Genomic DNA, 23055 nt, shown 5'->3' with positions numbered 1-23055 from the left:
ACTAAATCACACCTGGTTCCGTAACTCTCCTATTAATCCACACTAACCCTCACTTCGTCTTCAACACCCGGATCCCTCGTCGACCACACCAGAATGCCGATTCCCAGCATCAATAGCGCAATCCCCAGCCAAGAAATGACGCTCAAAAACTCTCCCACGATGAAAACGCCTAATAGCGCAGCCGTCATTGGCTCTGCCAGCGCAAGTGTGACTGCCGTTGAAGAGGAAACATGGAGCAGCCCTCTGGCGAACAGTAAGTAGGCGGCCCCGGTTGCCATGATTCCAAGATGGAGGCTTACACTCATACCTCTTAAACTCGCAATCCATGACAAATCATAGATGAAAAGGAATGGTGATAAACAGATGGCACTTAGGGTAAAGACGACGGCAACCACTGATAATGCTGGTTGGCTTTCAACTAATTCTCTGCTGACAAGCGTGTAGACGGCGAACGTTAAACCCGCACCTAAAGCTAATAATATCCCGATCGGATCGACATACACTGATCCATTATTCATGAACAGCAGTAAGCATCCCGAGATTGATAGGAACGTAGAGCACCACCAAATGAGGACCGGACGTCTTTTTAAAAAAAGCCATTCAATGACGCCGGATAAGATAGGGGCGCTTCCAATGGCCACAACTGTTCCAATCGCTACTCCTGTTAGGGTAACGGCAGTGAAAAATAGTGGTTGATAGAATGCCATACTCAGAGAAGCAAGGATGGTTGGCTTTACCGGCCAATTTAAAACGTCCAATTTACCTGCTGCCAGGACAATAACTAACAAAAAAAGCCCCCCGACTGCTAAGCGGGCAGCCCCGATGGAGATCGGATGTGCCGATTCCGGTGCAAACGCCTGGGCTGTACCAGTCGTTCCCCAGAGGATGCCGGCAAGTAAGATTAATAAAGGGCCCTTCATTCTGCTCACCTCAATAAAAAATAAAAGGAATATCTAAACTTAGTATAGAAAATCTCATTGAAATTTTCTTTACCAAGTTTGATATCCCTTTTATCCATTTTTAAGATTTCTATATTTTTGCGGGGAAACTCCCTTTTGTCTTACAAACCATCTGGTAAACGATGAAGAATTCTCAAATCCCAATTCCTCACTGATCCCCGACATGGACCATCCCGTTGAAATCAACAGATGTTCAGCTTCTTTTAAACGAAGTTCCGATATATAAGCTTTCGGGCTCTTGCCGTGTTGTTTCTTGAACCATGCCGAATAATATACTGGATGGTAGTGCTCCAATTCCGCTAATATTTCCAGCCTGATCTGCTCCTTGAAATGTTTGTGAATATAGTCAACAGAAGGTGAATGAGATTGCTGAAGTTTGGTCGTCACATATCGGGCCAAACTCATTAAAGACGTCCTATTTCCAGGACTCTCTGCTTCCTGCAACAGCAAATACCGAATCGAAGCCCACTTGTCATCCAGGCGCATATACATGCTGTTTGTATCGACCGGTAAATAGTGCACCGGGATATCTAAAATCAAAAACTCATTCCGGTCGATTGATCGGTAATGATGTTCAAACTTTGGAGGAAGATAAAAACAGTGATCCGGGTTCAGTTTTAATTCTTGCCGCTTTGTTTGGATATCCAGAGATCCCTGCAATGGAAAAAGAAACTGTCCAAACTCATGATGATGGGAATGAAACTCTTGGGAATAAGTCCTTTTCTCACAAATTACATGTTCCAGCTCACTCTACCTCCTTCCTGTTTTGAACCTCCGGGACAGGTACCGGGCTCACTTCCAAAACTGGGATAGACCCCCTGAAGTTTAGATGCCCTCGTTCACTCCTCCGCTATGATCATTTCCCTCAACTTTGTCGTTATCTCCGGAGATGTATGATAGACAGTATCATCATCGATATATACGAAACTACTCCTGTCCCCTTCATCTCCCAGCCACAAATGAATGCCATGTGTGGGCAGTTCTGACTCATACTGTACCATTACGTCATAATCCGGGACTGTAAGATCGACCTTTCCCGGTTGTTTACGAGCGGTAGTAATGGCCTTTTCAAAAATAGTCAAGGATTCCTTGTCATGAAAGGATAACATTATCTCCTCATTCATTCCTCCCAATCCTTCAGATTGTGAAATATCGACTGCTGAAATTTTTTCATCCAATAGAACCATTGTTTCTGGTCGGTCAGATTGACAAGCTGCCAGGATAATGGCAGCCGCTAAAATCAACACTACTGAAAATACAGTTTTCAAATGAATCGCCTTCCTCTTAAAGCCCGCGGGGACAGGTACCGTGGCTCATTTCGCATATTGGGTCAACGTACCTGTCCCCCTGACCCACTCACTCTTAAATTCCGCCAGCGACTGCTGACGCTTATCTCTGTCATCATTGGCGGCTTTCAACGCCACTTTATATAACTCCTCACTCAACTGCCATTTATCGATGGACCGGTCTTTTTCCCCGCCAAATAAGGCAAAGGCGACAGCTCCCATCAGATACACATTCGTGATTTCATCTATTGATGCATCGGTTGTGAATTCCTCCGGCGACATGAAGCGTGATGAACCCCACATCCTGCCCATCGCATTGATATAGGGCCTTTTGGAATAGAGATCGATGTCACAGATGAGGGTCTTCTCCATGTGAAAATCATATAGAATGCTTCCGTCATAAAAGTCGATGGCCACATATCCCTGCTCGATCACGTGGATGTGAAAGTCGAGGATATCGTTGAATAACTCAAGTCTTGTGCTGTCTGTCATCTTTAAAAATTTCTCCCTGGACAGTGGATACATTTTTCCCATGCACTCCCCGTCTGTCCATTCAAAAATGGCGGCGAATCCTCCGCCGGCTTCCTCTGCACGAATGAATTTTATCAAATGAGGGTGTGCCAAATCCTGATAAACCTGAACGGCGGCTTTGAGGCCTGCGACAGCATCTTCAGGTTTGCCTGCATATCTCGACGTCGGTGCACCGGCAAATTTTATAAAATACCTCTCATCTCCGTTCTTTACGCCGAAGCAGATATTGCCCGAATCCTGATCGTCATAAACTTTGAAGACCTCCCCATATCGCTCGATGAACGAGAAGTCAGAAGGAGACTTTAACTTGAATGGGATTTGATTGATGTACTGGATATAAAAATCCTCCAAATACCAGGACGGCACTGGATTGTCCATGCCCTCGAACCAGCCCATCACTTCCCTTGCCTGATCCTTCATGACTTCAACTTCTTCTTCACCGAAATGAATGGCCCAGGGAATGGCCGACAGCATATTGCTGCTTATGTAAAAAGCCATGAGCTTAAAGAATTTTTCAGGCGGTCTCCCATTGAAATAGCCGTTGAGCTGCCCGGTGGCGAAATGCGGACTCGCAGAAGCACTCCACACAATCCGGTTGAACTCTTCCCACGGATCACCGAAATCATGACGATTGAAATCGATGACGGAGAGCTCCTTATCAGACGAAATGACCATATTCCCAACATGATAATCACCGTGATGAAACGATTGAGGTCTCCCGCGAAGAAGATGCCTGTTTGCCTCTATGTACGCAATGATTCGGTCGCCGCCTTCAATTTTTATCGTACAGTCATTGTACTGTTTGATCTTGCCGTCCGCTTTGCGATTGAACTTTGTTTCCCAATCCTCTTGATCAACCGGTGAAGGGATCGAGTGGATTTCCCGGAGATAACAGCCCGATTTCAGACCCAGCTCATACTGTTCTGTATCGGTTAATTTAGGTAAAACCACGGCTGCATCTTCGCCCTCACACCATGAAAAGAGCGAATAGACACTATTGCCATCGTCACACATACCAAAATCAATCGGTCTCGACATCGGAATTCCGCTTGCAGCCAATTGCTTCATCATTTCGAACTCGTTCTTCTTCATTTCATACTCTGAACGATCCGCCGTCCGAAGCAGCAGCTTTTCACCCGTCTCGGTTTCTATATAGTATTTTTTGTCACTCGACCAGCCCTTGTTGATCGGTTCGATCGATTTAAATGTATAGTCCGTTTTAATATCAATCATGGCGGCACCTCCAATGAGCCATGGGGACAGGTCCCGTGACCCAGATATAAAAGACGTAAATCGGTGCCTGACCCCCGTCATGTTAAAGTATTACCGGAAAGGGGACAGGTCCTAATATACGTTTAACCCGATTTGAGATTACTAGCTTCATAAACCTAATTTTACCAGCAGATGATTCCTAAAGATATAGGGGGACCATAAATCGCACATCTTTTAGGGGATTATTTTTTACGAACAAAAACTCAGTCATTTGAACTGAGTCAAAGTGTGATGTTATTAGCTAAAGCCCCAATCAAATGATAATCATGTTGAAATTCAATGTGAAACTTATACAATACGTTTCTTCAAATGGCTATAGATACACTTTTTTCAATTTGAACGTGATTAAAATCATTTTTCTTGCCGGGTGCTGCTACCTGACTCTTCCAATCACGAAATCACATAATATGGACGCATCATCTCATAATCCTCATGTTCAAGTATATGACAATGCCATACGTACAAGCCTGAATAAGGTCCGAATGGGATGATTATGCGGGTAATTTCTTTCGGGTTTGCCCGAACGGTATCTTTCCATCCCTGCTCATTTGGCTCAGGGGGCCGACGTGGACCAGTCGGTACGATTTTCCCTTCTTCTTCATACTTTCCTTCATCAAATGGCTGCCGATCAAGAACTTGGAACCGAACCATGTGTAAGTGAATCGGGTGTGTGGCATGTGTAACATTTATAAAACTCCAAACTTCCACGCTCCACAGACGCGGATTTTCAGAAATGGGTTCTACCCATAATCGATCATTTAATAAGTGGATAGAACGCCCATAAGAATCGGGTCGGGTATTCAGCAGTAGTTTTCTTGCTTTATTGCTATGCTTTTCTTCTAACTTTGGGATTTGGGTTAACTGGGTGGGTATGCTGCTGGCATGATGGATTGACACTTTAGAACTGACTCGGATTTGCATAACAGAACCTGCCGTCAGGGGATCTGGCTTGCTGCCTTGAGGGAATGGGGATTCGGCATCGTTCAAGATCGTAATGACTTCTCCAGTAGAAGAACTAAAATCCACCAATACATCCGCTCTCTCCGCAGGTGCCAGAAGGAGGCTTGAAACTTCGACAGGCGACGCCAACAGTCCTTGATCCGTTCCGATTTGAATAAATGGGGAACCATTTGAAAGAGATAATCGATAAAACCGGGCATTCGAGCCATTTAATATTCTAAAGCGATACAGGCGGGGTTCCACTTCAATATATGGCCATACTTTCCCGTTCACCAAAATGGTTTCAGCAAAAAAATCCGGGAGAACGGAAGGATGAACGCCAGGTACTGGTACTTCTGGCTGGGAAGGGTAGAGGAGACTGCCATCTGAATGAAAGGAACGATCTTGAATGATCATAGGAATTTCGAACGGGTGTTTTGGCAGGGCAAGGCATTGTTCTTCTTCATCCTGGATAATATACATCCCCGTTAAACCAGCATAAATGTTTAAGCGGGTGATACCCATTGCGTGATCATGGTACCAAAGAGTTGTTGCTTTCTGTTGGTTGGGATAGGTATAGATCTTATTCATGAAATATGATCCAACTTCTTTGAATCCCCTTGTGAACCATGCCTCAGGGTAACCATCACTTGTATCAGGGGTCACACCTCCGTGGAGATGGACGACGGTCCGCACTTCTGGTTTGTCTTTTTCAGCACCGTGTACCGTCGTATCGATCGGAAGGAAGTGCTTTAGTGGAAGTTCATTTTTCCACAAAACGTGGATTGGCTGATTTCTCCATACTCGAAATGTCGGACCAGGATACTCACCATTGTATCCCCAGATTTTCGTTGGTGGTAAATCCCGGTGAAGCTTTTTCATTGTCTGGATCATGTTCACTTCATAATAAGGGCGATTGTTTAGGAACGCAGTCGGTTGAATCTGTTTCATAATCGGCAGTGGATCCACAAATTTTTCAAGCACGCACATCCCTCCCCTTTGTAAAAATCGATCACATGCTATTACATACTATTCTTAGGTTTCACTCGTTATCCCGCAATTTCATTCTTGGATTTTTTGAAAAATCGGGATCTGACCCCAGGCACCCTGGATCATACCGTCAAACAGAAAACATCCGAAACTCAGGACAAACCTGATTGATCTTCAACAAAAGCTCACTTATTAATAGAATCAGCCCTGAAATTTATATTCCTTTTACTAAAAGAGAAGTTGAGAAGAGAGATAAAAAGGGAGGCAGATATAAACATAAAGTATGTGTTGAAATTAAAGTATTGATTATTAACATGTATAGACATAAATGAAGTAATGCTCTCTATATATTCCCGGTCTATAAACCCAAAATCATTTTTGTACGTTTCAGCCAAAACATGTTTATATTCTTGAAAGGAGTTCATTTGATAGAAAATTGAAATCACCAAATATATGAATGTGGCAGCAATACCAACCTTAAATACAACCGGTTCAACCGCAAAATTGTTGAATATTTTAGTCCATACAAACACTAAACAGCAAAACAAAATAACGATAACCCCCACAAATAAAATGGCCGGGTTGCCATTCCCTGAGGTTTGACCAGGATCTGGATTCATACGATTACATATCCAAAAGATCAGTGCCGCTATGATACTTATTCCTATTATGAAAATCATTTCTTTTTTTATAAAAATACCCCCACTTCCCCTTTTAATGGTGAGCCGCGGGACCAGTCTAGAGAATCGTTAAATAAGTATTGTTCGAAGGCCCATTGTTACAGTTTAAACATGAACCGGCAAATAAATCTCCACTTCCTCCTCACCATTTTCCATCGGATGATACGTCTCAACAATATATGTGTCCAGATTTCTTTTATATCCATTGCTACCTGCCCATTTCAATAATTCGGTATGCAGGCTGCCAATCTGTTGGATGTTCCCTCTCGTTGTCACATACTCTTCGTTTAATTCAATAAAATCCATTCCGCTTGGCACTTCAGTAGGGGTCCCACTAACAGTCATCCCCACATAATAGCTCCCTTCAAGATGATGTTCATCTTTTTTTGGTTCAAAAATGGCGATTTCAGTACCGGCAAGATTATCAATTTCGGCTGCCCTCTCCATAAAGTGCTGGGCGGCTTTCGGAACCTCTGTGCCAAAATCTGAGAAAGCTCCATTGTCTTTTATGCCTATTAATCTAAAATGTTTGTTGATTTTTTTACATTCCATATCATTCTACCCCTTTAGAAGTTGATTCACCTAGAACATTTACTTCCTATATTGATGTTAATAGTACAACCTTTTCTGACTACTCAGGTCCATTTACTTACCACCTTTTTGAAATGAATTATCAGTTTTTTTGCTATTGTTCACATAACATTAAATTTAATTGAGCACCCCTTTATGAATTCCTCTAAAACTTGTATAAACCTAGTTAAACTTACCGCTCAATGCAAATTCCCATTCTTCCTCAATATCACTATCATGATACATGAAGTTGCCCAGTTTCCAATGATCTTCCATTGGAGCAAACCACAATCTAACGTTCTCTTTTACTTTCCTTTCCCCATTTTCCATGAATACTAAATTAACACTTCCAATGGGATACGTATCATCCAAGTCAATACGCAATTGATTGTATTCTGCAAGGTAAATGCCCTGCTCTCTTAAATCTGTTACTCGTTTGATCCATTTCTTTTTAGCATCTTCATATGAAATGTCCGGCTCTAAATCTGATGCTTTATCAAAATAATAAATACGTTCAAACGCTTCTTCATAATTTTGATTGATCACATTTTCCAGAACGCCTTCAGCAGCTCTTCTTGATTGATTTTCATCTATGAGGCCAGGAACATATATAAACGCGAATAAACTGATGATAATTACTGAAATGACAATAGCTTTCACATTCTTCATTTCGTCACCCTTTTACATTGTGATGTATAAATTTCATTAAAAATCAGAGTCACATGAAGACAAAAGACATGGCAACAGCTGCAACAATATAAAAGTAACCAATTTTATATTGTTTATCCTTAACTTGTTCAATTCCCATTAGTAAAAACATAACGAATAAGTAGGAGAAAAAAATATATATAGGTATCCGAACATCTTCAATAAAAAAATGAGTGAAACCCATTCCTATGCCAATAAAGGCGAGGATTAAATTCACCTTTTTTAGTATATTCAACTTAGTTCCCCTCTTATGAAACGATGTGACGGGTAAAAACGGGCCATGGCACCTGTCCCCTCGACCCACATGACCCACCAAAAATATCTACCCCTTTATTATCGAGTACACCTTTAAGTCTTTATGTTCCCCTTTAACATACATTACCTTTCTACTGATACCTTCAAAAGACATACCTGCCTTTTCCATCACACGCTCTGAACCCTTGTTTTCTAAAAAGCATCTCGCCTGAATACGGACTAAGTCCATACTTTCGAAACCAAAAGAAATGATTGCCCTTGCTGCTTCAGTGATGAGCCCTTTGCCCCAGCTTTCTTTAGATAGGACATATCCTATTTCAGCACTATTGTGTTCCGGCTGCCACCAGACAAAGTGAACGGTTCCAATGAATCTGCCGTTCTCTTTAAGCTCAATCCCCCATGGAGCCTCGTATCGAGGTAAAAACGTATGTATAAACTCACTTGTATCTGATATTGAAGAATGAGTATCCCACGTTACATATCTCGTTACTTCTTCATCTGAAGCATATTTATACATATCTTCTGCATCATCTAAAGTGATTTTTCTAAGGATGAGACGTTCCGTTTCTATTTTAGGTACATCAGCTAATTTTTCTATCATGTTTATAACTCCACCACTCTACAAAATTTTAAAACAGCACCGTTTCAAGGGTCAGTCACCGAAATACTTGGCATTAGACTGCCCTCCTTTTATCCTTAGGCAGCAAAATAGTAAAAGTCGTCCCGACACCCAACTCACTATCCACAAGGATCTCGCCCTTCATCCGTTCGACAATCTGATAGCAGACCGTCAGCCCAAGGCCCGTCCCTTTCTCTTTTGTCGAATAATAAGGTCTGCCTAATGTTTCGAGTTGTTCTTTAGGCATGCCGGCGCCATTATCTTTAATGGTGATCATAGCCTGGCCATCTTTATGTTCAGTGGCTGAAACTGTTATTTCGCCGTTTTCTTTTACCGCTTCGATACCATTTTTAAGAATGTTGATCAATACTTGCTTTAGTTCAAAGCTCAATCCTTTGATTCTCAGGTTCTCTTCAATGTCTTTCTTGATTTCAATACTGTTCATGACCGCATAAGACGACATCACGTCAATGGATTCATGAATGGCGTCGGTCAAACTGAACACTTCATATTCATCGGTTTGCGGCTTGGCGAGGGAAAGATATTGATTGATGACTTCTTGTGCGCGGTCGAGTTCCTGGATTGATATATTAATGAAGCTCTTCTGTTCCTTCGATAAGCTATCACCCTGTAGGAGCTGCATGAATCCCCTTACCGTCGTCATTGGATTTCGGATTTCATGTGCGACGGATGCCGCTAACTGACTGACGACATTAAATTTCTCAGCTTTTATCAGCTCTTTTTTCATCCGTATTTGTTCCAGTCTATTTTCAATCAGATAGATGATCAGTACCAATGTAATCCATATGACCATTGTGGAGCTTACCACTAAAGGGAGCTGCTCTGTTTCATTTTTATAAAGTAAAAAAAGGGATCTTGTAACCGGGACGAAAAGATAGAAAAGGGAAATCAAGAGAACTTTGTTCTTCCATTTAAACCTTCTATACCATTTGGATATGGGGATGAGCAGCAGACAATAGATCGTATAATTTACAAGTAGGTTGAGGAATACATGATTGGTGACGAAGCCGATGGAAAGCATCGCGAAAAACGCAGCAAATCCCACTCTCCTGCCGCCATAGATAAATGCAATGATGATGGGAATCACTTTGAAATCGTAAACATAACCGCTTGAGTACACAACGGGGAACAGCATGGTAAACCCTAATATCACAATATTCATTACAAGAAACTTCAGGTTGAATCGTTTCGTACCCCATCCCGATTCACTGGTGAACATCTGAAACAGCAGGATCGTAAACAATATAAATACCACATGTAAAACTAAATGATGGATGGTCTCTAACATACAAGATCTCCTTTAGGACAAAAGCAGGATTTTTATCATCTATCTACTTCTTCGACATTTTTCTTGAATATCCTTTTCATATCTAAAATCAGGGCCCGGTCCACTGCACGGTGAAGCATTAACGTACCAGGGGTCAGGCCCTGTTTTTTAAATCATAGAAGATTGGTAGGAAAAGTAGTTCAGAAATCAGTAGTACCTAATTTCGGAACCATGTACAATAGAGATAGAGTCAGGCACCTATTTGAACAACAGCAATTTTCTTATGAGAAAGGAAGTTTAGTAAAATGGGAACTTATGAAAAAATCACAGTACAAACGACCGTTCAAGCACCGGTAGAAAAGGTTTGGGAATACTGGACAGAACCAAACCATATCACAAAATGGAATGCAGCTTCCGATGACTGGCACACACCCATTGCCGAGAATGATTTACGGATAGGCGGGAAATTCCTTTCCAGGATGGAAGCGAAAGATGGCAGCTTCGGTTTCGATTTTGGAGGCACGTATGATGAGGTCAAGGTGAACGAAGTCATCGCCTATTCAATGAGTGATGGCAGAACCGCCACCATCACGTTTAAAGGCCAAGGTAACGAAACTGAAATCGTAGAAACGTTTGATGCAGACTCCGAGAACCCGGTTGACATGCAGCGCCAGGGATGGCAGGCCATTCTGGATCGTTTTAAGAGATATGTAGAGGGGACGGCTGCTTAGATCAGGGGCGTTCTCTGCAAAAATCAGGGCCTGATGACCCGTGGGACAGAAAAGCCTTAACGTAACGAGGTCAGGCCCCAGTCTTCAAAATTTTTAAATATTACTATTTGGTTCGACCGATCGTGGCATTTTTTCATAAGCAGAAAAGAAATTTGCATCATCATATTTGTTTTGTTTCATTATTCATACATCTCCTATATAGTAAGATAGCCTCCTAAAATGAATACCACATCTATTTCAGGAGGCTATTCATTTCCGTCTTACCATCCCATTCACCTCATTTTTTGACAATAATTATAATAACACTATACGTGTTAAACTAAACTCCGTTTGTTAAATTACAGACCTTCATAAACACTTTATCTAACTTTCACATAGATATCCAATTCAAGATATTCTCTTTTTAACAGGTACAAATAAATCGACCTTACATTTCCCTTCAGGATCTTCAGCAGGATTATTCAGATTAAATTCAAGAGAAAATCTTGTGTCATCTGCATCGTAATCACTTTTTGGCAGCCATTGTCCAAACATATATTGATAAGCAACATTCAACTTATCGGGCGTATCATTAAATGGATACAAAGCATACTGCCCGCCTTCTATCTTTTTGAATTGCATTTCATCATGTTTCTCTTTATCAAAACTTCAGGAATTGTAACGCACGCATCGTGCCGACAATCATCGGTTTTAACTAAATCCGGATTATCCAGGGATACTCCAATAAATGATTGCTGAGGTGGAATAATTTCATTCTTAAATGCCCAATGAATCAATTTGCCCCAATGGTCTTGTCGTTCGAAATAACTTCCAAGACGCCTAATAAAAGCTACTTCATATTCAGGTAAAGTATTTATTGTAATATTCATTTTCATCTTCTCCCAAAATGGAAATCATTTCATTATTACAAATATCTCTACAAATTGTTTAATTCCTTCTTTAGCCTTCCATCCCTATTGCTGAAGATCGTTACGCTTAAGAGTAACAAAAAAATAATTTTAAGATTCAATTAATAACACGGTTTATTTATAATAAGGTGTAAGAATCACATATTTAGAAGTCTCTTATTATAATCAGAAAGGTGATACTAAAATGGAAAACTTTTATCTGTTTGTCCTTATGTGTATTTTTCTCATTATTTTACCCGGTCCCGATACTGCTATTGCTACAAAAAATACTCTCACTGTTGGAAGAAGCGGCGGTCTTAAAACAGCGTTAGGTACTTGCTGCGCCCTTCTTATCCATACTTCCGCTGCTGTACTGGGACTTTCAGCAATCATTGTTAAATCCGCGTTCTTATTTTCTGTTTTCAAATATGTCGGTGCGGTTTACTTAATTTATTTGGGTTTTAAAACATTATGGTCTTTGAGGAAAAAAGAAGACGCGGCAAGCGTTGAGATGAATACAAAAAAACAATTTAAAAACACATCTTGTTTTAAACAAGGGTTTCTCACCAATATCCTGAATCCTAAAGTAGCTGTCTTTTTCTTAACCTTTTTGCCTCAATTTGTGGACGCTGGAAGCAATAGCTTTATACCGTTTCTGATAATGGGGATTACTTATACTGTATTGACCTCCATATGGTTTTTACTTTATGTCTATTTAATAAATCAGATTAGTGCTTTTATGAAAAAACCTAAAGCACAAAATATGATTGAAGGAATCACAGGTACTATTCTGATCGGTTTTGGTATAAAACTGGCTTTGGAAAAGTCCCATAATTAAAATAAAGGGTGATACATATTAGTCATGACTAATATGTATCACCCTTGTAATTTTTGTTCAACGATCTCGCCTGATCTTGCGTGGTCCCTAACGCCTGCAGTCAAAATAGATCCTCATCCTGACCACTAATACTCTCCCCCCTCGTTTTATGGACTCTATAAATGAAAAGTGTGAATAACATGAAGTTTCATCATTATTTAAACTTGGTTGTGTAAATGGAGATAAGTTTTTTCCCATTCCTGGAGGATTAACTTTAATGAGCAGGAACAGTCATTCTTGCAGACAGATCGTCGGGTTGCCTGGATTGCATGGAAGGAAAAAGAACTCATATCCGGGATCCTTTAATTTCCGTTCAGGTTGAGGCTATGGTGATGTTGATTAGGTTCATAAACTAGTGTGTTTACATGAGTTAACGCTTTAAGAAACTTGTTCACTCCTGAAGTTCTACGAATATATTTTCCAACGTAACTAATAACCTATCACACGTCCCCTATCTCATTTTTTTGAACCAAGTCTTCAATATCTCATTCTCTCTTTCTAATGATATCCCCGCTTTTCGTTCTGTACCTCCTCTCGCCTTCTCCCATTGATATACATCATGAATAGTATCTTCTAGTGGTCGGAAGGAAAGTCCGGCGCCCACAGCTTTTTCTATGCTGATGTCAAACGAGCCTTTCCATGGTTCTGTTTCTCCGTCTAGCGGGAAGTGTTCAGGAACCCATAGTGGCATTTCCGTCCATGGCTGTATGTTATGATCCAGCACAAATTCTTCACCTGTCCATACAAATCTGGCATTGCTTTTTGTAGCTGCTTTACATGTATTCAAAAGCTCTTCCATCGTCAATTCATAATCAGGACCTGTAGTATTGAACAAACCAGCTTTTCTTTTCTCCGCCATATCGAACACCCAAGCTGCTATGTCCTTAACGTCGATCAATTGAATGGGACGATCCGGACGTCCCGGCGCCATTATATTTCCACCTTCTGCGACTCGTTGAACCCAATAAGGAAGCCTGTCCGTATAGTCAAAGGGTCCAACAAGCTGACCTGCCCTGATATGCAGCACCCGCCCCGGCCAATTTTTCTCTGCTTCAGCTTCGCATAGCACTTTCAATGCGCCATAATATTCATAAGGAGAGATTTTTCCTTCCTCAACATCTTTCAATCGATCATGCGGCATGGACTGTACATGATAGTCTTCCGCGATATTGGGAGAAATCCAATCTTTATAAACAGAGATGCTTGAAATGTACGTATAATGTTCGACTCTATCTCCGAGGACAGCCGCTATTTTGTTTATTTGGTGCGGAGCGAATCCACATGTGTCCATGACGACATCCCATTTCCTGTTTTTGAGCTGTGATACATCACCATCTCTATCACCGAACAGTTGTTCCACTCCAAGAAACGCTTCTTTATTGTTCCCGCGGTTGAATATAGTGAGGTCATGCCCTCTATTCAACCCTTCTTCCACCATTGCTTTACCTAAAAAACGAGTACCTCCCAGTATTAGAACCTTCATACTTTTCCCCCGTTCTGGAATAGCCTGCATTAAATACATTCATTAACTTTAACGTTTTTCCTTCTTAAAAAGATACTGAAGTATGAAAAAAAGATGGGAATGTTGTGAACACATTGTACCTATTATTGAATAATTTTATCCACTATCTCGCGATCACAAAAATCAGAAAGATTGGGACGTTTCTTTTCCTTCCAAAGCAAGTGAACCGTCCAGATGCTTTCAACCAACTCAACTCTCCGCCCTCCAGGCTAAAGATTCGGCTTTATCTTGATCAAAAATAAGTAGCGACTGCTCTTTTAGCAATCGCCCCTATTCTTAAATACTTGAATTTGGAATCGGCTTACTACAGCATCATTTATACCGAAGCATACCTTGGTTCATAAAGATTGCTTTACCACATGTTTTCTTGTAAAAAAGAAGAGCAGCAGCGCAACCATCATTTCTGCAAGCGGGAGTGCAAGCCAGACACCAGTGATGCCTGCGAGTTTTGGCAGCCCCCATAGCAGAATCAAGATGAAAACAAAACTTCTTAATAGAATGATGATGATCGATGGACGGATTTCACCAATGGACTGAAAATAAGTCATATAAACGAAATTAAAACCAAGGAAAAGATAACCGATGAAAAACAACCGAATCCCCTGTACTGCCAACTTTCGAACTTCTTCCGATTCCAGTCCAAAGAACGAAACAAGCAAAGGAGCAGCAACCAGCCCGACGATAAGAAGAATTACGCCTAGTGTGAATGCAGCCTTCTCACCAATCATCACACTCTCTTTGATGCGCATTTTTTCTTTTGCGCCGTGATAGTAGCTGATCATCGGCTGCAGTGCTGACTCAATACCAAAGAACGATAAGAACATGAAGCCGTGCAAATAATTGATGACCGAAAATGCGGCGACTCCTTCCGTACCAAGCAAACCGACAATCGCCAAGTTGTAACCGGCAACGAAGACAAGGGTTCCTGCTTCTGCAAGGAAGCTTGGGAATCCAACAGAGAAAAGGCTGCCGAGCGTGTTCCATGACCATTGGAAGGAAAGTTTCCGCAAATTGGTATGCTTTTTTAAGAAGTGGAGCAAGAGAACGAGTAACCCGACCAAGCTTGCGAGGACGGTGGCTAGTCCAGCGCCAAAAACACCTAGCTCCAAGATAAAAATCATATAGTAGTTCAACCCAATATTGACAATTGCAGTCACGCCGAGGGCAACCATCGATAAAACCGGACTGCCATCATTTCGCACGAAAATGCTAAGCATCTGCTGTAAAGAAATCAGCCAGCCGAGCAGGAACAGTACCGTCAAATAGTCGACGGTATGGGAAAAAGTGTCGGCGTTTGCTCCAAGTACATTCGCAATTATCTCTACGTTGAAATAACCAATGACTCCGATGGTGAACAAAATCACCAATGTACTGACAACAGCCAGTGAAAAAACACTTCTTGCCTTATCCATATCTTCCTCTCCGATATGAATCGAATAGATTGTTCCCCCACCGATACCGATCCACAGCGCGATCGAGAATATCAGTGAGAACACCGGCATAGCAAGGTTGATGCCCGCAAGCCCTTCTGCTCCAACCCCGTTACCGACAAAAACTCCATCAATCAGGATGTTCACTGACATGAGCATCATTCCTAATAAAGATGGAAAAAAATATTGAAAAAATACTTTTTTTACTGGTTGATGTATTAAACCTTCATGTGTTCCATTCATTTGTGATTCCTCCTGCAACTTCTTACAAGAGAAAGTATAAACGTTCAAGCTACTTGAAGGTCAATCTTTAATATTCACCGGAATTTGAATCCAAGTCACATAAGCTGTTTCGCTCTGGATGACCGACTCATCGAGCATCGCAATTTCGATAGGAGCCCCGCTTATGCAATAGCCACCTTGCTGAATCTGTTTTAAGACAGAAAAATAACTGAATTTGATCGTTTCATATGGTCCACGATGTGGATAACATGCGTACGTTCCCGCATCCAAATATGATGTCTCTACACCTTTCTTCTCATGATGAAGCAATTCAAAGACAGCACGATATTTTACAGGACCTTCCTTATAGAGACTATCTGTCTCGACGATAGTCCCAAAATCACCAGTGAAAAATCCGTCGTAACCGACTCCGGCTGATGAAAGCTCCTCTAGGTCCTTTAAATACAAAGCATTCGATTCTTTCTTCAAATCAATCGGTGCATCATTATATAAATAAGAAACTGCGCGTTCCGGAAGCCAACGATACGTCAACGAAGGGTTTGCGCGAAGAGATAGACCCTCTTCGATCGTCGCGATTTTGTTTTTGATTTTTTCGGATACCTTCTTCAATCTCTCCATTTCTTCTTCCACTTCACCAAGCTTACGTTCTAACAGACCTTTCGTATTCTCAGGGGTCCGCTCCTCTAGCTGCTGCTGGATATCCTTTATGGAAAATCCGTTTTTCTTCAGGAAGATGATTGTATCGAGTACTACAAATTGTTCAATGCTATAGTAACGGTATCTGGTGTCCGTATCTGTATATTTAGGTTGGAAAAGACCGATCTCATCATAATAACGAAGCGTCGAGGGTGAGAGTTGGAATAGGTTTGCCACTTCTCCGACGCGGAACCGCTGCTTCATTCGAATACCACCTTTTTCATTTCCACAATGATTTATTTTACTATTATACCTTTCTTATTCATTTTTCCTTATAATCGGAATTGCTTTAAAAGCGATACAATTTATTAAAAGTCAACATTATGTTAATAATAATCCAGTTTTCGTATTTCTCCACTGGGAAACGCAAGGGAGGGGTTCGTGTGCTTCCGTAACAAAAAAACGTCCCCGCGCTCCCTCGAAAATCCCCTTAGTTTGTACACTTTTCACACAATCAATATCTCATCAGATCGCTCAATTTATACCCCATAGCCGTTGAACATTCACTAATTCCTTTTCTTTGAATTCCATTCGATAAATATCAGGTTTTGAAGTTCTATGTAAAAAATTCAAGGCATAAGTGCTACACCAATGTACATGTCTCCTCGGATCTCCATCATGGTAAAGCCGGAGATCTTCGCGATTTCCTTTTACACACATCCCACCACTTGTATGCATTCAAAGGATTGTTGCCCGCTTCTCCCTCCACATGCCGAGGGGCTGGCCCCAACCTTCTATAATAATGACATAGCTCATGACCTTGACAAGGACTATCTTGATGCTTCCTTTTAACATAGTACTTTTTTAGGTTAGAATATTATTTAAAGTGGTGGTGGAATCCTGTTTTAAAAGAAAGGAGATAACATCATGAATCTTGATTTATCAAAGGTAACTTATAGAAAAGCAACAGAGGAAGATGCAGAAGAAATAAAACGTATTGCGGAAGAGGTTATCATAAAAAATTACACACCATTCTTGGGTGCTGATAATACGAGAGCCTACATTGAAAGCGGAGAATCATCCAAAGAAATAGATGAGAATATCGAAAATTTGATTGTTGCAGAATATGAAGACGCTATTATAGGTTTAGCCATTTTGAAAGAAGATTTATTGCATTTGATGATGGTGAAGCATAATTATCAAGGTTATGGTCTTGGAGGAGTTCTTCTTAAGTACGTGGAAAAAGAATTATTTAAGAATCATGACTCAATAAAACTGGAGACTTTTGAAGACAACGCAAGTACTATTGAATTTTACAAGAAAAATAATTGGAAAATAGTCGAGAAAGAATTCTCTGGATTTATTAATGGATATATTATTAAATTCAATAAACAAAAAAGAAACTTTTAATGTCTTTATTCTCACACTCACTCCACCTTCCCTAAAAAGCAAAGGAGCTGTCGCCTCGACAACTCCTTTTTTTACATTAGCCCGCTGGAGTTGGCGACCTGTCATTTTGCAAAGGTTATACCTAAACAAATTGTGTAATCAGCTGGTTAAATTTATCACGTTCTTCCCAGAATGGTCCATGACCACTATATTGAAACGGGACAAGCTGGGAATTTCTAATGTTCTGGTTTAGCTCGTGAGCCTGTGCAAAAGGAATAACTTTATCGTGTATGCCGTGAATGATTAAAGTAGGTACATTAATTTTTGGAAGATCAGCATGCAGCTTCTCATCCCTCAATGTAATAATAATCGCTGCGGTCGACCAACTGGCTGCTTCTAATCCCATTTGTAAAAACCAGTCCGAGAATGGTTTAGTAATATATTGAAAGAAAAAGGTATCTGTCACTCCCTGCATCATTTTTGGACGGTCATTTAAAGTTCCCGTAAGAAGTTCATCAGCCGTTTCTGGTGTAAATCCAGTCGGAGCGGCCGCATCAATAAGAACAAGCTTTGAAACCCCAAAACCGTTGTGACGGGACATGTAACGAATGGCGATAGCCCCGCCGGTAGAGTGACCCGCGAGAGTAAAATCGTCTAATTGAAGGGTACCTACTATGGTGCGGATATCATCTGCAAGTCTGTTAAACGTATAGCCGCTCATTGGTTTATCCGATTTACCAAAGCCCCTCCAGTCTATACCAATACAGCGGTAGCCCAAAGCAGGAAGTACATTGAACTGATATTCAAACTGTTTATGGCTTAACGGCCACCCATGCAAAAACACGATGGTCTTATCTCCCCCCGGGTTAATATCTTCAACATATAAATCCACTCCCGGTTCTACAGTAACAAAATATCCCATGCTTACGCCTCCGTGTCTAATATGGTTTCAACATAAGATATTCATTTTGGTAAGTATACATGAGTACTTTTCCCTGTTGAGGTCCATAGTGGGGGCTATTGGAAATAATAATGGCCTGCGCACCGAAATTAGGGCATGAGTCCCTGCACAGTAAAACTTCAGTGGCGGTGGCCCGGCCCCATCTGATTTTCAACTTGCAAAGAACATAAAAAAACTGAGAATCAGATCTCTGGTTCTCAGCCCTTCTATTCATTTCCACTCTTCCCCATGCTCCCGAACAAACGCAATATCCTTCTCATAATGCTCAACATGCCCTTCATCGATCATCTTTTGAAAAGCAGCATCGCCTTCTCCAGCTTTTCGTTTCATCGTTTTACACAGTCCTTCCAACCGTAATAAAACCATGGCTACAAAATCCCCTTCCATCTCCCTGCCGTAAGCTTCAAAGAACAATTGCACTCGTCGTTTGATCCGCTCGGCATCTTTGTCAGATTGATAGAGGACTTCCTCCCCCTCCTCAGAATGATGATGCCTGCTTAACGGCACACATGTGTAAAGCGTGTAGGCAATGTCCCACATTCTCGGACCTGGACCAGCGACATCGAAATCGATGATGCCCACCGGCTTTTTATGATTGAAAATAATGTTGTAAATCGCAAAATCATTATGGCACAGTACCTCATGCGGCTCGGGAGTGTTATCGATTGATTGCCAGCTTTCTTCGATTGGAAAATCGGTGACCGCGTCATGATAAAGACGAAGCATTTTTGCTATCTCCTCCAGCGCTTCATCAGCCCACATGTATTCCTTCAGTGGATAGTTGCCCGCTTCCCCATCAATATAAGATAAGATCTCTCTGCCTTTCTCATCGATTCCTAAAAACGCAGGAGCATGACTGAAGCCTTTCGTTTCCAAATGCTTTAATAGCTTATGAACCTTGGCACTTTCCAGTTTTAATTCCCTGCGGACGGTATCTTCCAATCGATAGACGGCTGAGACGTTTCCTCCGGTGAGCTTTTCTTCTTTTTTGTTATTTGGCATTTAGATGTCTCCCCCCAATGAACTATTCACTACAAATCTATCCTTACCTTCCCCGTCCAGTGTAAACTCAATTGCCTCTTTAGAGAAAAGTCCCTGATCTCCCATTCAAAGAAAAAATAACACTACCATCAAAAACAAAGAAACCCCAACACTAAGATAGCCATAAACGATTTTTCCTTTTTGAAATTCTTCAAGTCCCATGATCAGCAGCATTACACCTAATAAGAATAACGTATAAGGCAGCAGCCAATGACTGTCTGTTATGAGGCTGTAAGTTGCCATGATAAGTGCGATTGATGAAAAAATAATTCTTAATGCCTTCAACATAGATTGATCTCCTCAGTCAGCATGATATGGTTCTATGCTTCTGCAGCAATAGATCCATGCATCATACTTCACTCGTAGTTTTAACATTCCGCTACATCTTCCCTTCCTTCATCCATGACCAGATTCGATAACTGCCGAAAATGGACACCAATAAAAGGATGATCATTGCAAACACCCATATACTCAGTCTATTAATCTCCCGCAAGCCTCCTACATTTACCGCTATAAAAGTCGAAAAGCCTGCGAACATTAAGTAACAGAAGACATTAGGAATAATCCATATGAGTCTTAATCTTGTATTTTTCAATTCAGCAGCCCCTTCGATTCGCCCGGTCCCATTCCCCTTATTTTTTGCCATTTATTTTTGTGAAAATTTTATAACCCAGGAACCCGATGATGTACATCCCTGTAAACAAACATAGATACGAAATTGGACTGGTCTTCAAGGCGATTAAGAAGACATCAATGGGATAAATATCACTGCAATACTGAACATCTTTTGGTGTAAAAATAAATTCAGGCTTACATTCTGATTGCGGCAAGTAGGCGATTTTACTTAAGATAAAAAAGGAATAAACATATAGACCAGAAATGTCGGTAAGCAGATAATGAAAAAAACCCACCCCATCATTATGTGAAAACCCTCTCTAAGTTGCCGGCTGCTCAAATTCTATTTCTTCAGATGAATAAACATCAGCAAACCACCTCAACACTCCATTATGGTGGTCGATGATCTGTTGAGCCGTAAGTTTTTCTGAATCCCAGGTACTGTGAGCATCTGAAATCAACGTAACGTTATACCCCTTACTGAAAGCACTGCGGCAAGTTGTGTCAACACACGCTTCTGTCTGGATTCCTGCAATATGTATATGGTTTATCCCCTTTTCACTCAGTTCTTTATCTAATTCCGTATGCAAGAACGAATCCGGAGTTGCTTTTTGAATGATGGTATCCTCCGGGCGGGGTTGAATGGCCGGGTGAATTTCCCACCCTTCTTTCCCAGCTTCCAGCGGTTTTCCTGCCGGGGCATTATGCTGTACGTAAATGACAGGGACCTTGGAAGAATGAGCCTTCTCAATTAATTTTTTCAGGGTTGAAATCAGCCTGTCTCCCTCATACACGGCTGCCCCCTCTTGAAACATACCTTTCTGTACATCTATAATGAATAAGGCATTTCTCATTGTGCTAAATCTCCCCTTTTTTATCCTTAAACCCGCAGATAGGCCCCTTCGACGTCTAATCTTCAATACTCCTCAATCGTCTTCCTAAATCCATAAAACGCCCTGTAACCATTCACTTCATAAAAAGATTTCGACGTTTGCGAACCCAGTAATTCAACCCTGGTTTTAGGATAGAGATGATGCACAAATTTAATCAACTCTGTCCCTATCCCCTGGCCGCGATAGCACTTGTTGACAAGCAGTTCGCAAATGTACGTCGTCACGTTCTCATCCGTGAATCCCCTTATATATCCGACGAGAGTGTCGCCATCGAAAACGAGGAATCGAATCGTTGAATGCAGCCATGCATTCTTCGTATCTTCCTTTTTCTTAACGAGATTGCTCCATCCTTCTTCTGCGTTTAATTGATCCACTTGTTCAAAATCCGCTTCTTCAAACTCTCTCATTGTATAGGTCGTTCCGTCCTTTAATGATAATTCATGCATGTGTATTTCCTGCTTTCTTTTAAATTTGCAAACACGGGATGGTTCCCCTGTAACAAAGGTCCGTCCCTTATGCTTCAGCCCCCAGGAAGGTCGTCTCTAGCTCTGCCTCTTGGACCATCTCTTTAAAATAGACCTTGTACGCTTTCGCATTCGGTCTTGAGCTGACAACCTTGTGGATGTCCCGATCAATGTAATGGACAGCCGCCCCGTCATCTGCTGCAATACCGGATTGAATTTTACCGGATTCGATGAGTCGGTGATAGGCCGGTCGCCTTTCCGCTTCCCCGTCGTAATGGGGACAATTGCTTCCTGATATGAAACCCAAGCACGGTAACGGTTCCAGCCCGTCACCGTATGAATCCGTCACTCCCTCTTCAAACCAGCAAATGGAACCTGCACTGATCCCCGCCAGCACGATCCCCTGCTCCCAGGCCTTTTTCAACATACTATCCAGACCCCATTCTTTCCATAAGACCAGTAGATTCTTCGTATTCCCGCCGCCAACATATAGAATATCTTTATCTAGTAAAAAGCCCTCGATATCTCTTGTCGGCGGTTTGAACAATGACAAGTGAGAAGGCTGGCAATCTTCTTTTTCAAAGAAGTCATAAAATCTCGTGATGTATGTATCAGAGTCGCCACTTGCCGTAGGAATAAAGCAGATCTTCGGATTTGACTTACCGGACTGCTTGAGAATATACCGATCGAGCAAAGGGTTCTCAGGTTCCATGGAGAACCCTCCGCCTCCTAATGTAATGAGTTGTTTCACCACTTACTTCACAGCCTTTCATCTAGATATTGTGTGTACTCATTCTGCCTCTACCACAAAACTGGTTAGACGCTCTTCATCCACGGATACATCAATCTTCCAGAGTCCTTCTCTCCCGAGGACAAATTTGGCACCACTCCTGTTATTGTCTATGACCGATTCATAAAGGGATACAGTCTCTTCGGTATCCTTATGGGTCGCAGTCATGTCGTATGTCTTCCCATTCAGGTCGGTCGAATCATCAAAAAAATAGAGCTCGTAATGTCTCCCTTCCCCAGCTGGAAACGGTGGTTCATCGGGCTCACCGTTTACCTTAACCAATCCGAATTCCCCTTCTGTTCCGTGCATCGTTATGCCCTCATGTTCAAAAGGATTGGATACCTCCCATGCAGCTTCTTCCTTTTCTCCACTGCAGGCTGATAAAAAGATCATGATAAACATAAAAAGAATACAGACAATGGGTTTCACGTTCATAACAGATTCCTCCCTGACTGCTTGATGAGCCACGGGGACAGGTC

General features: G+C 41.5%; 24 protein-coding genes and 2 pseudogenes. 3 read left to right on the top strand and 23 right to left on the bottom strand.

Annotated features, from left to right (window positions below; all coding sequences use genetic code 11):
- Positions 1–32: 32 nt before the first annotated feature.
- The 10 genes from ACXAFV_RS11655 to ACXAFV_RS11610 all read right to left on the bottom strand — a co-directional run bounded on the left by ACXAFV_RS11655 (position 33) and on the right by ACXAFV_RS11610 (position 10118).
- A complete protein-coding gene (locus ACXAFV_RS11655) occupies positions 33–920 on the bottom strand; it encodes an EamA family transporter (RefSeq protein ID WP_475126642.1) in 888 nt (295 codons plus the stop codon).
- 90 nt (positions 921–1010) lie between these two features.
- Entirely contained in the window at positions 1011–1703 is a 693-nt protein-coding gene (locus tag ACXAFV_RS11650; RefSeq protein ID WP_475126936.1) for a helix-turn-helix domain-containing protein, read from the bottom strand.
- Positions 1704–1798: 95 nt separating this feature from the next.
- Positions 1799–2227 carry a YhfM domain-containing protein gene (locus ACXAFV_RS11645; protein WP_475126640.1) on the bottom strand — a complete coding sequence of 143 codons (429 nt, stop codon included), beginning with the start codon at positions 2225–2227 and terminating at the stop codon, positions 1799–1801.
- 45 nt (positions 2228–2272) lie between these two features.
- The gene (locus ACXAFV_RS11640) at positions 2273–4009 is read right to left on the bottom strand and encodes an aminoglycoside phosphotransferase family protein (protein ID WP_475126639.1); all 1737 of its coding nucleotides are present in this window, start codon (positions 4007–4009) and stop codon (positions 2273–2275) included.
- A 429-nt stretch (positions 4010–4438) separates the two neighbouring features.
- Positions 4439–5977: a multicopper oxidase family protein gene (locus ACXAFV_RS11635; protein WP_475126638.1), complete on the bottom strand. Its 1539-nt coding sequence runs from the start codon at positions 5975–5977 to the stop codon at positions 4439–4441.
- Positions 5978–6162: 185 nt separating this feature from the next.
- The gene (locus ACXAFV_RS11630; protein ID WP_475126637.1) at positions 6163–6597 is read right to left on the bottom strand and encodes a hypothetical protein; all 435 of its coding nucleotides are present in this window, start codon (positions 6595–6597) and stop codon (positions 6163–6165) included.
- 165 nt (positions 6598–6762) lie between these two features.
- On the bottom strand, positions 6763–7209 hold the full coding sequence (locus ACXAFV_RS11625) for a GyrI-like domain-containing protein (RefSeq protein WP_475126636.1): 447 nt from the start codon (positions 7207–7209) through the stop codon (positions 6763–6765).
- Positions 7210–7410: 201 nt separating this feature from the next.
- The gene (locus ACXAFV_RS11620) at positions 7411–7896 is read right to left on the bottom strand and encodes a hypothetical protein (protein WP_475126634.1); all 486 of its coding nucleotides are present in this window, start codon (positions 7894–7896) and stop codon (positions 7411–7413) included.
- Positions 7897–8257: 361 nt separating this feature from the next.
- A complete protein-coding gene (locus tag ACXAFV_RS11615; protein ID WP_475126632.1) occupies positions 8258–8791 on the bottom strand; it encodes a GNAT family N-acetyltransferase in 534 nt (177 codons plus the stop codon).
- A 73-nt stretch (positions 8792–8864) separates the two neighbouring features.
- A complete protein-coding gene (locus ACXAFV_RS11610) occupies positions 8865–10118 on the bottom strand; it encodes an ATP-binding protein (RefSeq protein WP_475126630.1) in 1254 nt (417 codons plus the stop codon).
- 284 nt (positions 10119–10402) lie between these two features.
- On the opposite strand from ACXAFV_RS11610, the gene ACXAFV_RS11605 reads away from it, so the two are divergent.
- Positions 10403–10828 (top strand): SRPBCC family protein, encoded by a 426-nt coding sequence (locus ACXAFV_RS11605; protein ID WP_475126629.1) that lies wholly within the window; start codon positions 10403–10405, stop codon positions 10826–10828.
- A gap of 387 nt (positions 10829–11215) precedes the next feature.
- On the opposite strand, the pseudogene ACXAFV_RS11600 reads toward ACXAFV_RS11605, so the two are convergent.
- Positions 11216–11697, bottom strand: a pseudogene (locus tag ACXAFV_RS11600) (AraC family transcriptional regulator).
- Between the two features lie 223 nt (positions 11698–11920).
- Between ACXAFV_RS11600 and ACXAFV_RS11595 the strand changes: the two are divergent.
- Positions 11921–12553 carry a LysE family translocator gene (locus tag ACXAFV_RS11595; RefSeq protein WP_475126628.1) on the top strand — a complete coding sequence of 211 codons (633 nt, stop codon included), beginning with the start codon at positions 11921–11923 and terminating at the stop codon, positions 12551–12553.
- A gap of 490 nt (positions 12554–13043) precedes the next feature.
- Here ACXAFV_RS11595 and ACXAFV_RS11590 read toward each other — a convergent pair whose 3' ends face one another.
- The 4 genes and pseudogenes from ACXAFV_RS11590 to ACXAFV_RS11575 form a co-directional block, all read right to left on the bottom strand.
- Complete coding sequence (locus ACXAFV_RS11590; protein ID WP_475126626.1) at positions 13044–14075, bottom strand: Rossmann-fold NAD(P)-binding domain-containing protein; 1032 nt, start codon at positions 14073–14075, stop codon at positions 13044–13046.
- Between the two features lie 377 nt (positions 14076–14452).
- A complete protein-coding gene (locus tag ACXAFV_RS11585) occupies positions 14453–15787 on the bottom strand; it encodes an MATE family efflux transporter (protein ID WP_475126625.1) in 1335 nt (444 codons plus the stop codon).
- Between the two features lie 60 nt (positions 15788–15847).
- Positions 15848–16687 carry a MerR family transcriptional regulator gene (locus tag ACXAFV_RS11580; protein WP_475126623.1) on the bottom strand — a complete coding sequence of 280 codons (840 nt, stop codon included), beginning with the start codon at positions 16685–16687 and terminating at the stop codon, positions 15848–15850.
- 270 nt (positions 16688–16957) lie between these two features.
- Positions 16958–17068, bottom strand: a pseudogene (locus ACXAFV_RS11575) (histidine phosphatase family protein); the annotation flags it as partial.
- Between the two features lie 282 nt (positions 17069–17350).
- Here ACXAFV_RS11575 and ACXAFV_RS11570 point away from each other — a divergent pair.
- On the top strand, positions 17351–17833 hold the full coding sequence (locus ACXAFV_RS11570) for an N-acetyltransferase family protein (protein WP_475126621.1): 483 nt from the start codon (positions 17351–17353) through the stop codon (positions 17831–17833).
- A gap of 121 nt (positions 17834–17954) precedes the next feature.
- On the opposite strand, the gene ACXAFV_RS11565 is transcribed toward ACXAFV_RS11570, so the two are convergent.
- The 8 genes from ACXAFV_RS11565 to ACXAFV_RS11530 all read right to left on the bottom strand — a co-directional run bounded on the left by ACXAFV_RS11565 (position 17955) and on the right by ACXAFV_RS11530 (position 23011).
- The gene (locus ACXAFV_RS11565; protein ID WP_475126620.1) at positions 17955–18734 is read right to left on the bottom strand and encodes an alpha/beta fold hydrolase; all 780 of its coding nucleotides are present in this window, start codon (positions 18732–18734) and stop codon (positions 17955–17957) included.
- A 249-nt stretch (positions 18735–18983) separates the two neighbouring features.
- On the bottom strand, positions 18984–19775 hold the full coding sequence (locus tag ACXAFV_RS11560; RefSeq protein WP_475126618.1) for a phosphotransferase: 792 nt from the start codon (positions 19773–19775) through the stop codon (positions 18984–18986).
- Positions 19776–19880: 105 nt separating this feature from the next.
- Positions 19881–20102 (bottom strand): DUF3953 domain-containing protein, encoded by a 222-nt coding sequence (locus ACXAFV_RS11555; protein ID WP_475126616.1) that lies wholly within the window; start codon positions 20100–20102, stop codon positions 19881–19883.
- 91 nt (positions 20103–20193) lie between these two features.
- Positions 20194–20409 (bottom strand): hypothetical protein, encoded by a 216-nt coding sequence (locus ACXAFV_RS11550; protein WP_475126615.1) that lies wholly within the window; start codon positions 20407–20409, stop codon positions 20194–20196.
- A gap of 340 nt (positions 20410–20749) precedes the next feature.
- A complete protein-coding gene (locus ACXAFV_RS11545; RefSeq protein ID WP_475126613.1) occupies positions 20750–21283 on the bottom strand; it encodes a cysteine hydrolase family protein in 534 nt (177 codons plus the stop codon).
- 62 nt (positions 21284–21345) lie between these two features.
- A complete protein-coding gene (locus ACXAFV_RS11540; RefSeq protein ID WP_475126612.1) occupies positions 21346–21768 on the bottom strand; it encodes a GNAT family N-acetyltransferase in 423 nt (140 codons plus the stop codon).
- 67 nt (positions 21769–21835) lie between these two features.
- Positions 21836–22537, bottom strand: a complete 702-nt coding sequence (locus ACXAFV_RS11535; protein ID WP_475126935.1) for a Type 1 glutamine amidotransferase-like domain-containing protein — start codon at positions 22535–22537, stop codon at positions 21836–21838.
- Positions 22538–22576: 39 nt separating this feature from the next.
- Positions 22577–23011 (bottom strand): hypothetical protein, encoded by a 435-nt coding sequence (locus tag ACXAFV_RS11530; protein WP_475126611.1) that lies wholly within the window; start codon positions 23009–23011, stop codon positions 22577–22579.
- Positions 23012–23055 lie beyond the last annotated feature (44 nt).

The organism is Rossellomorea sp. ABR4_012, from assembly GCF_056159545.1.
The sequence above is the reverse complement of the archived record's forward strand: the minus strand, read 5'-3'. Positions and strand labels throughout refer to the sequence as shown.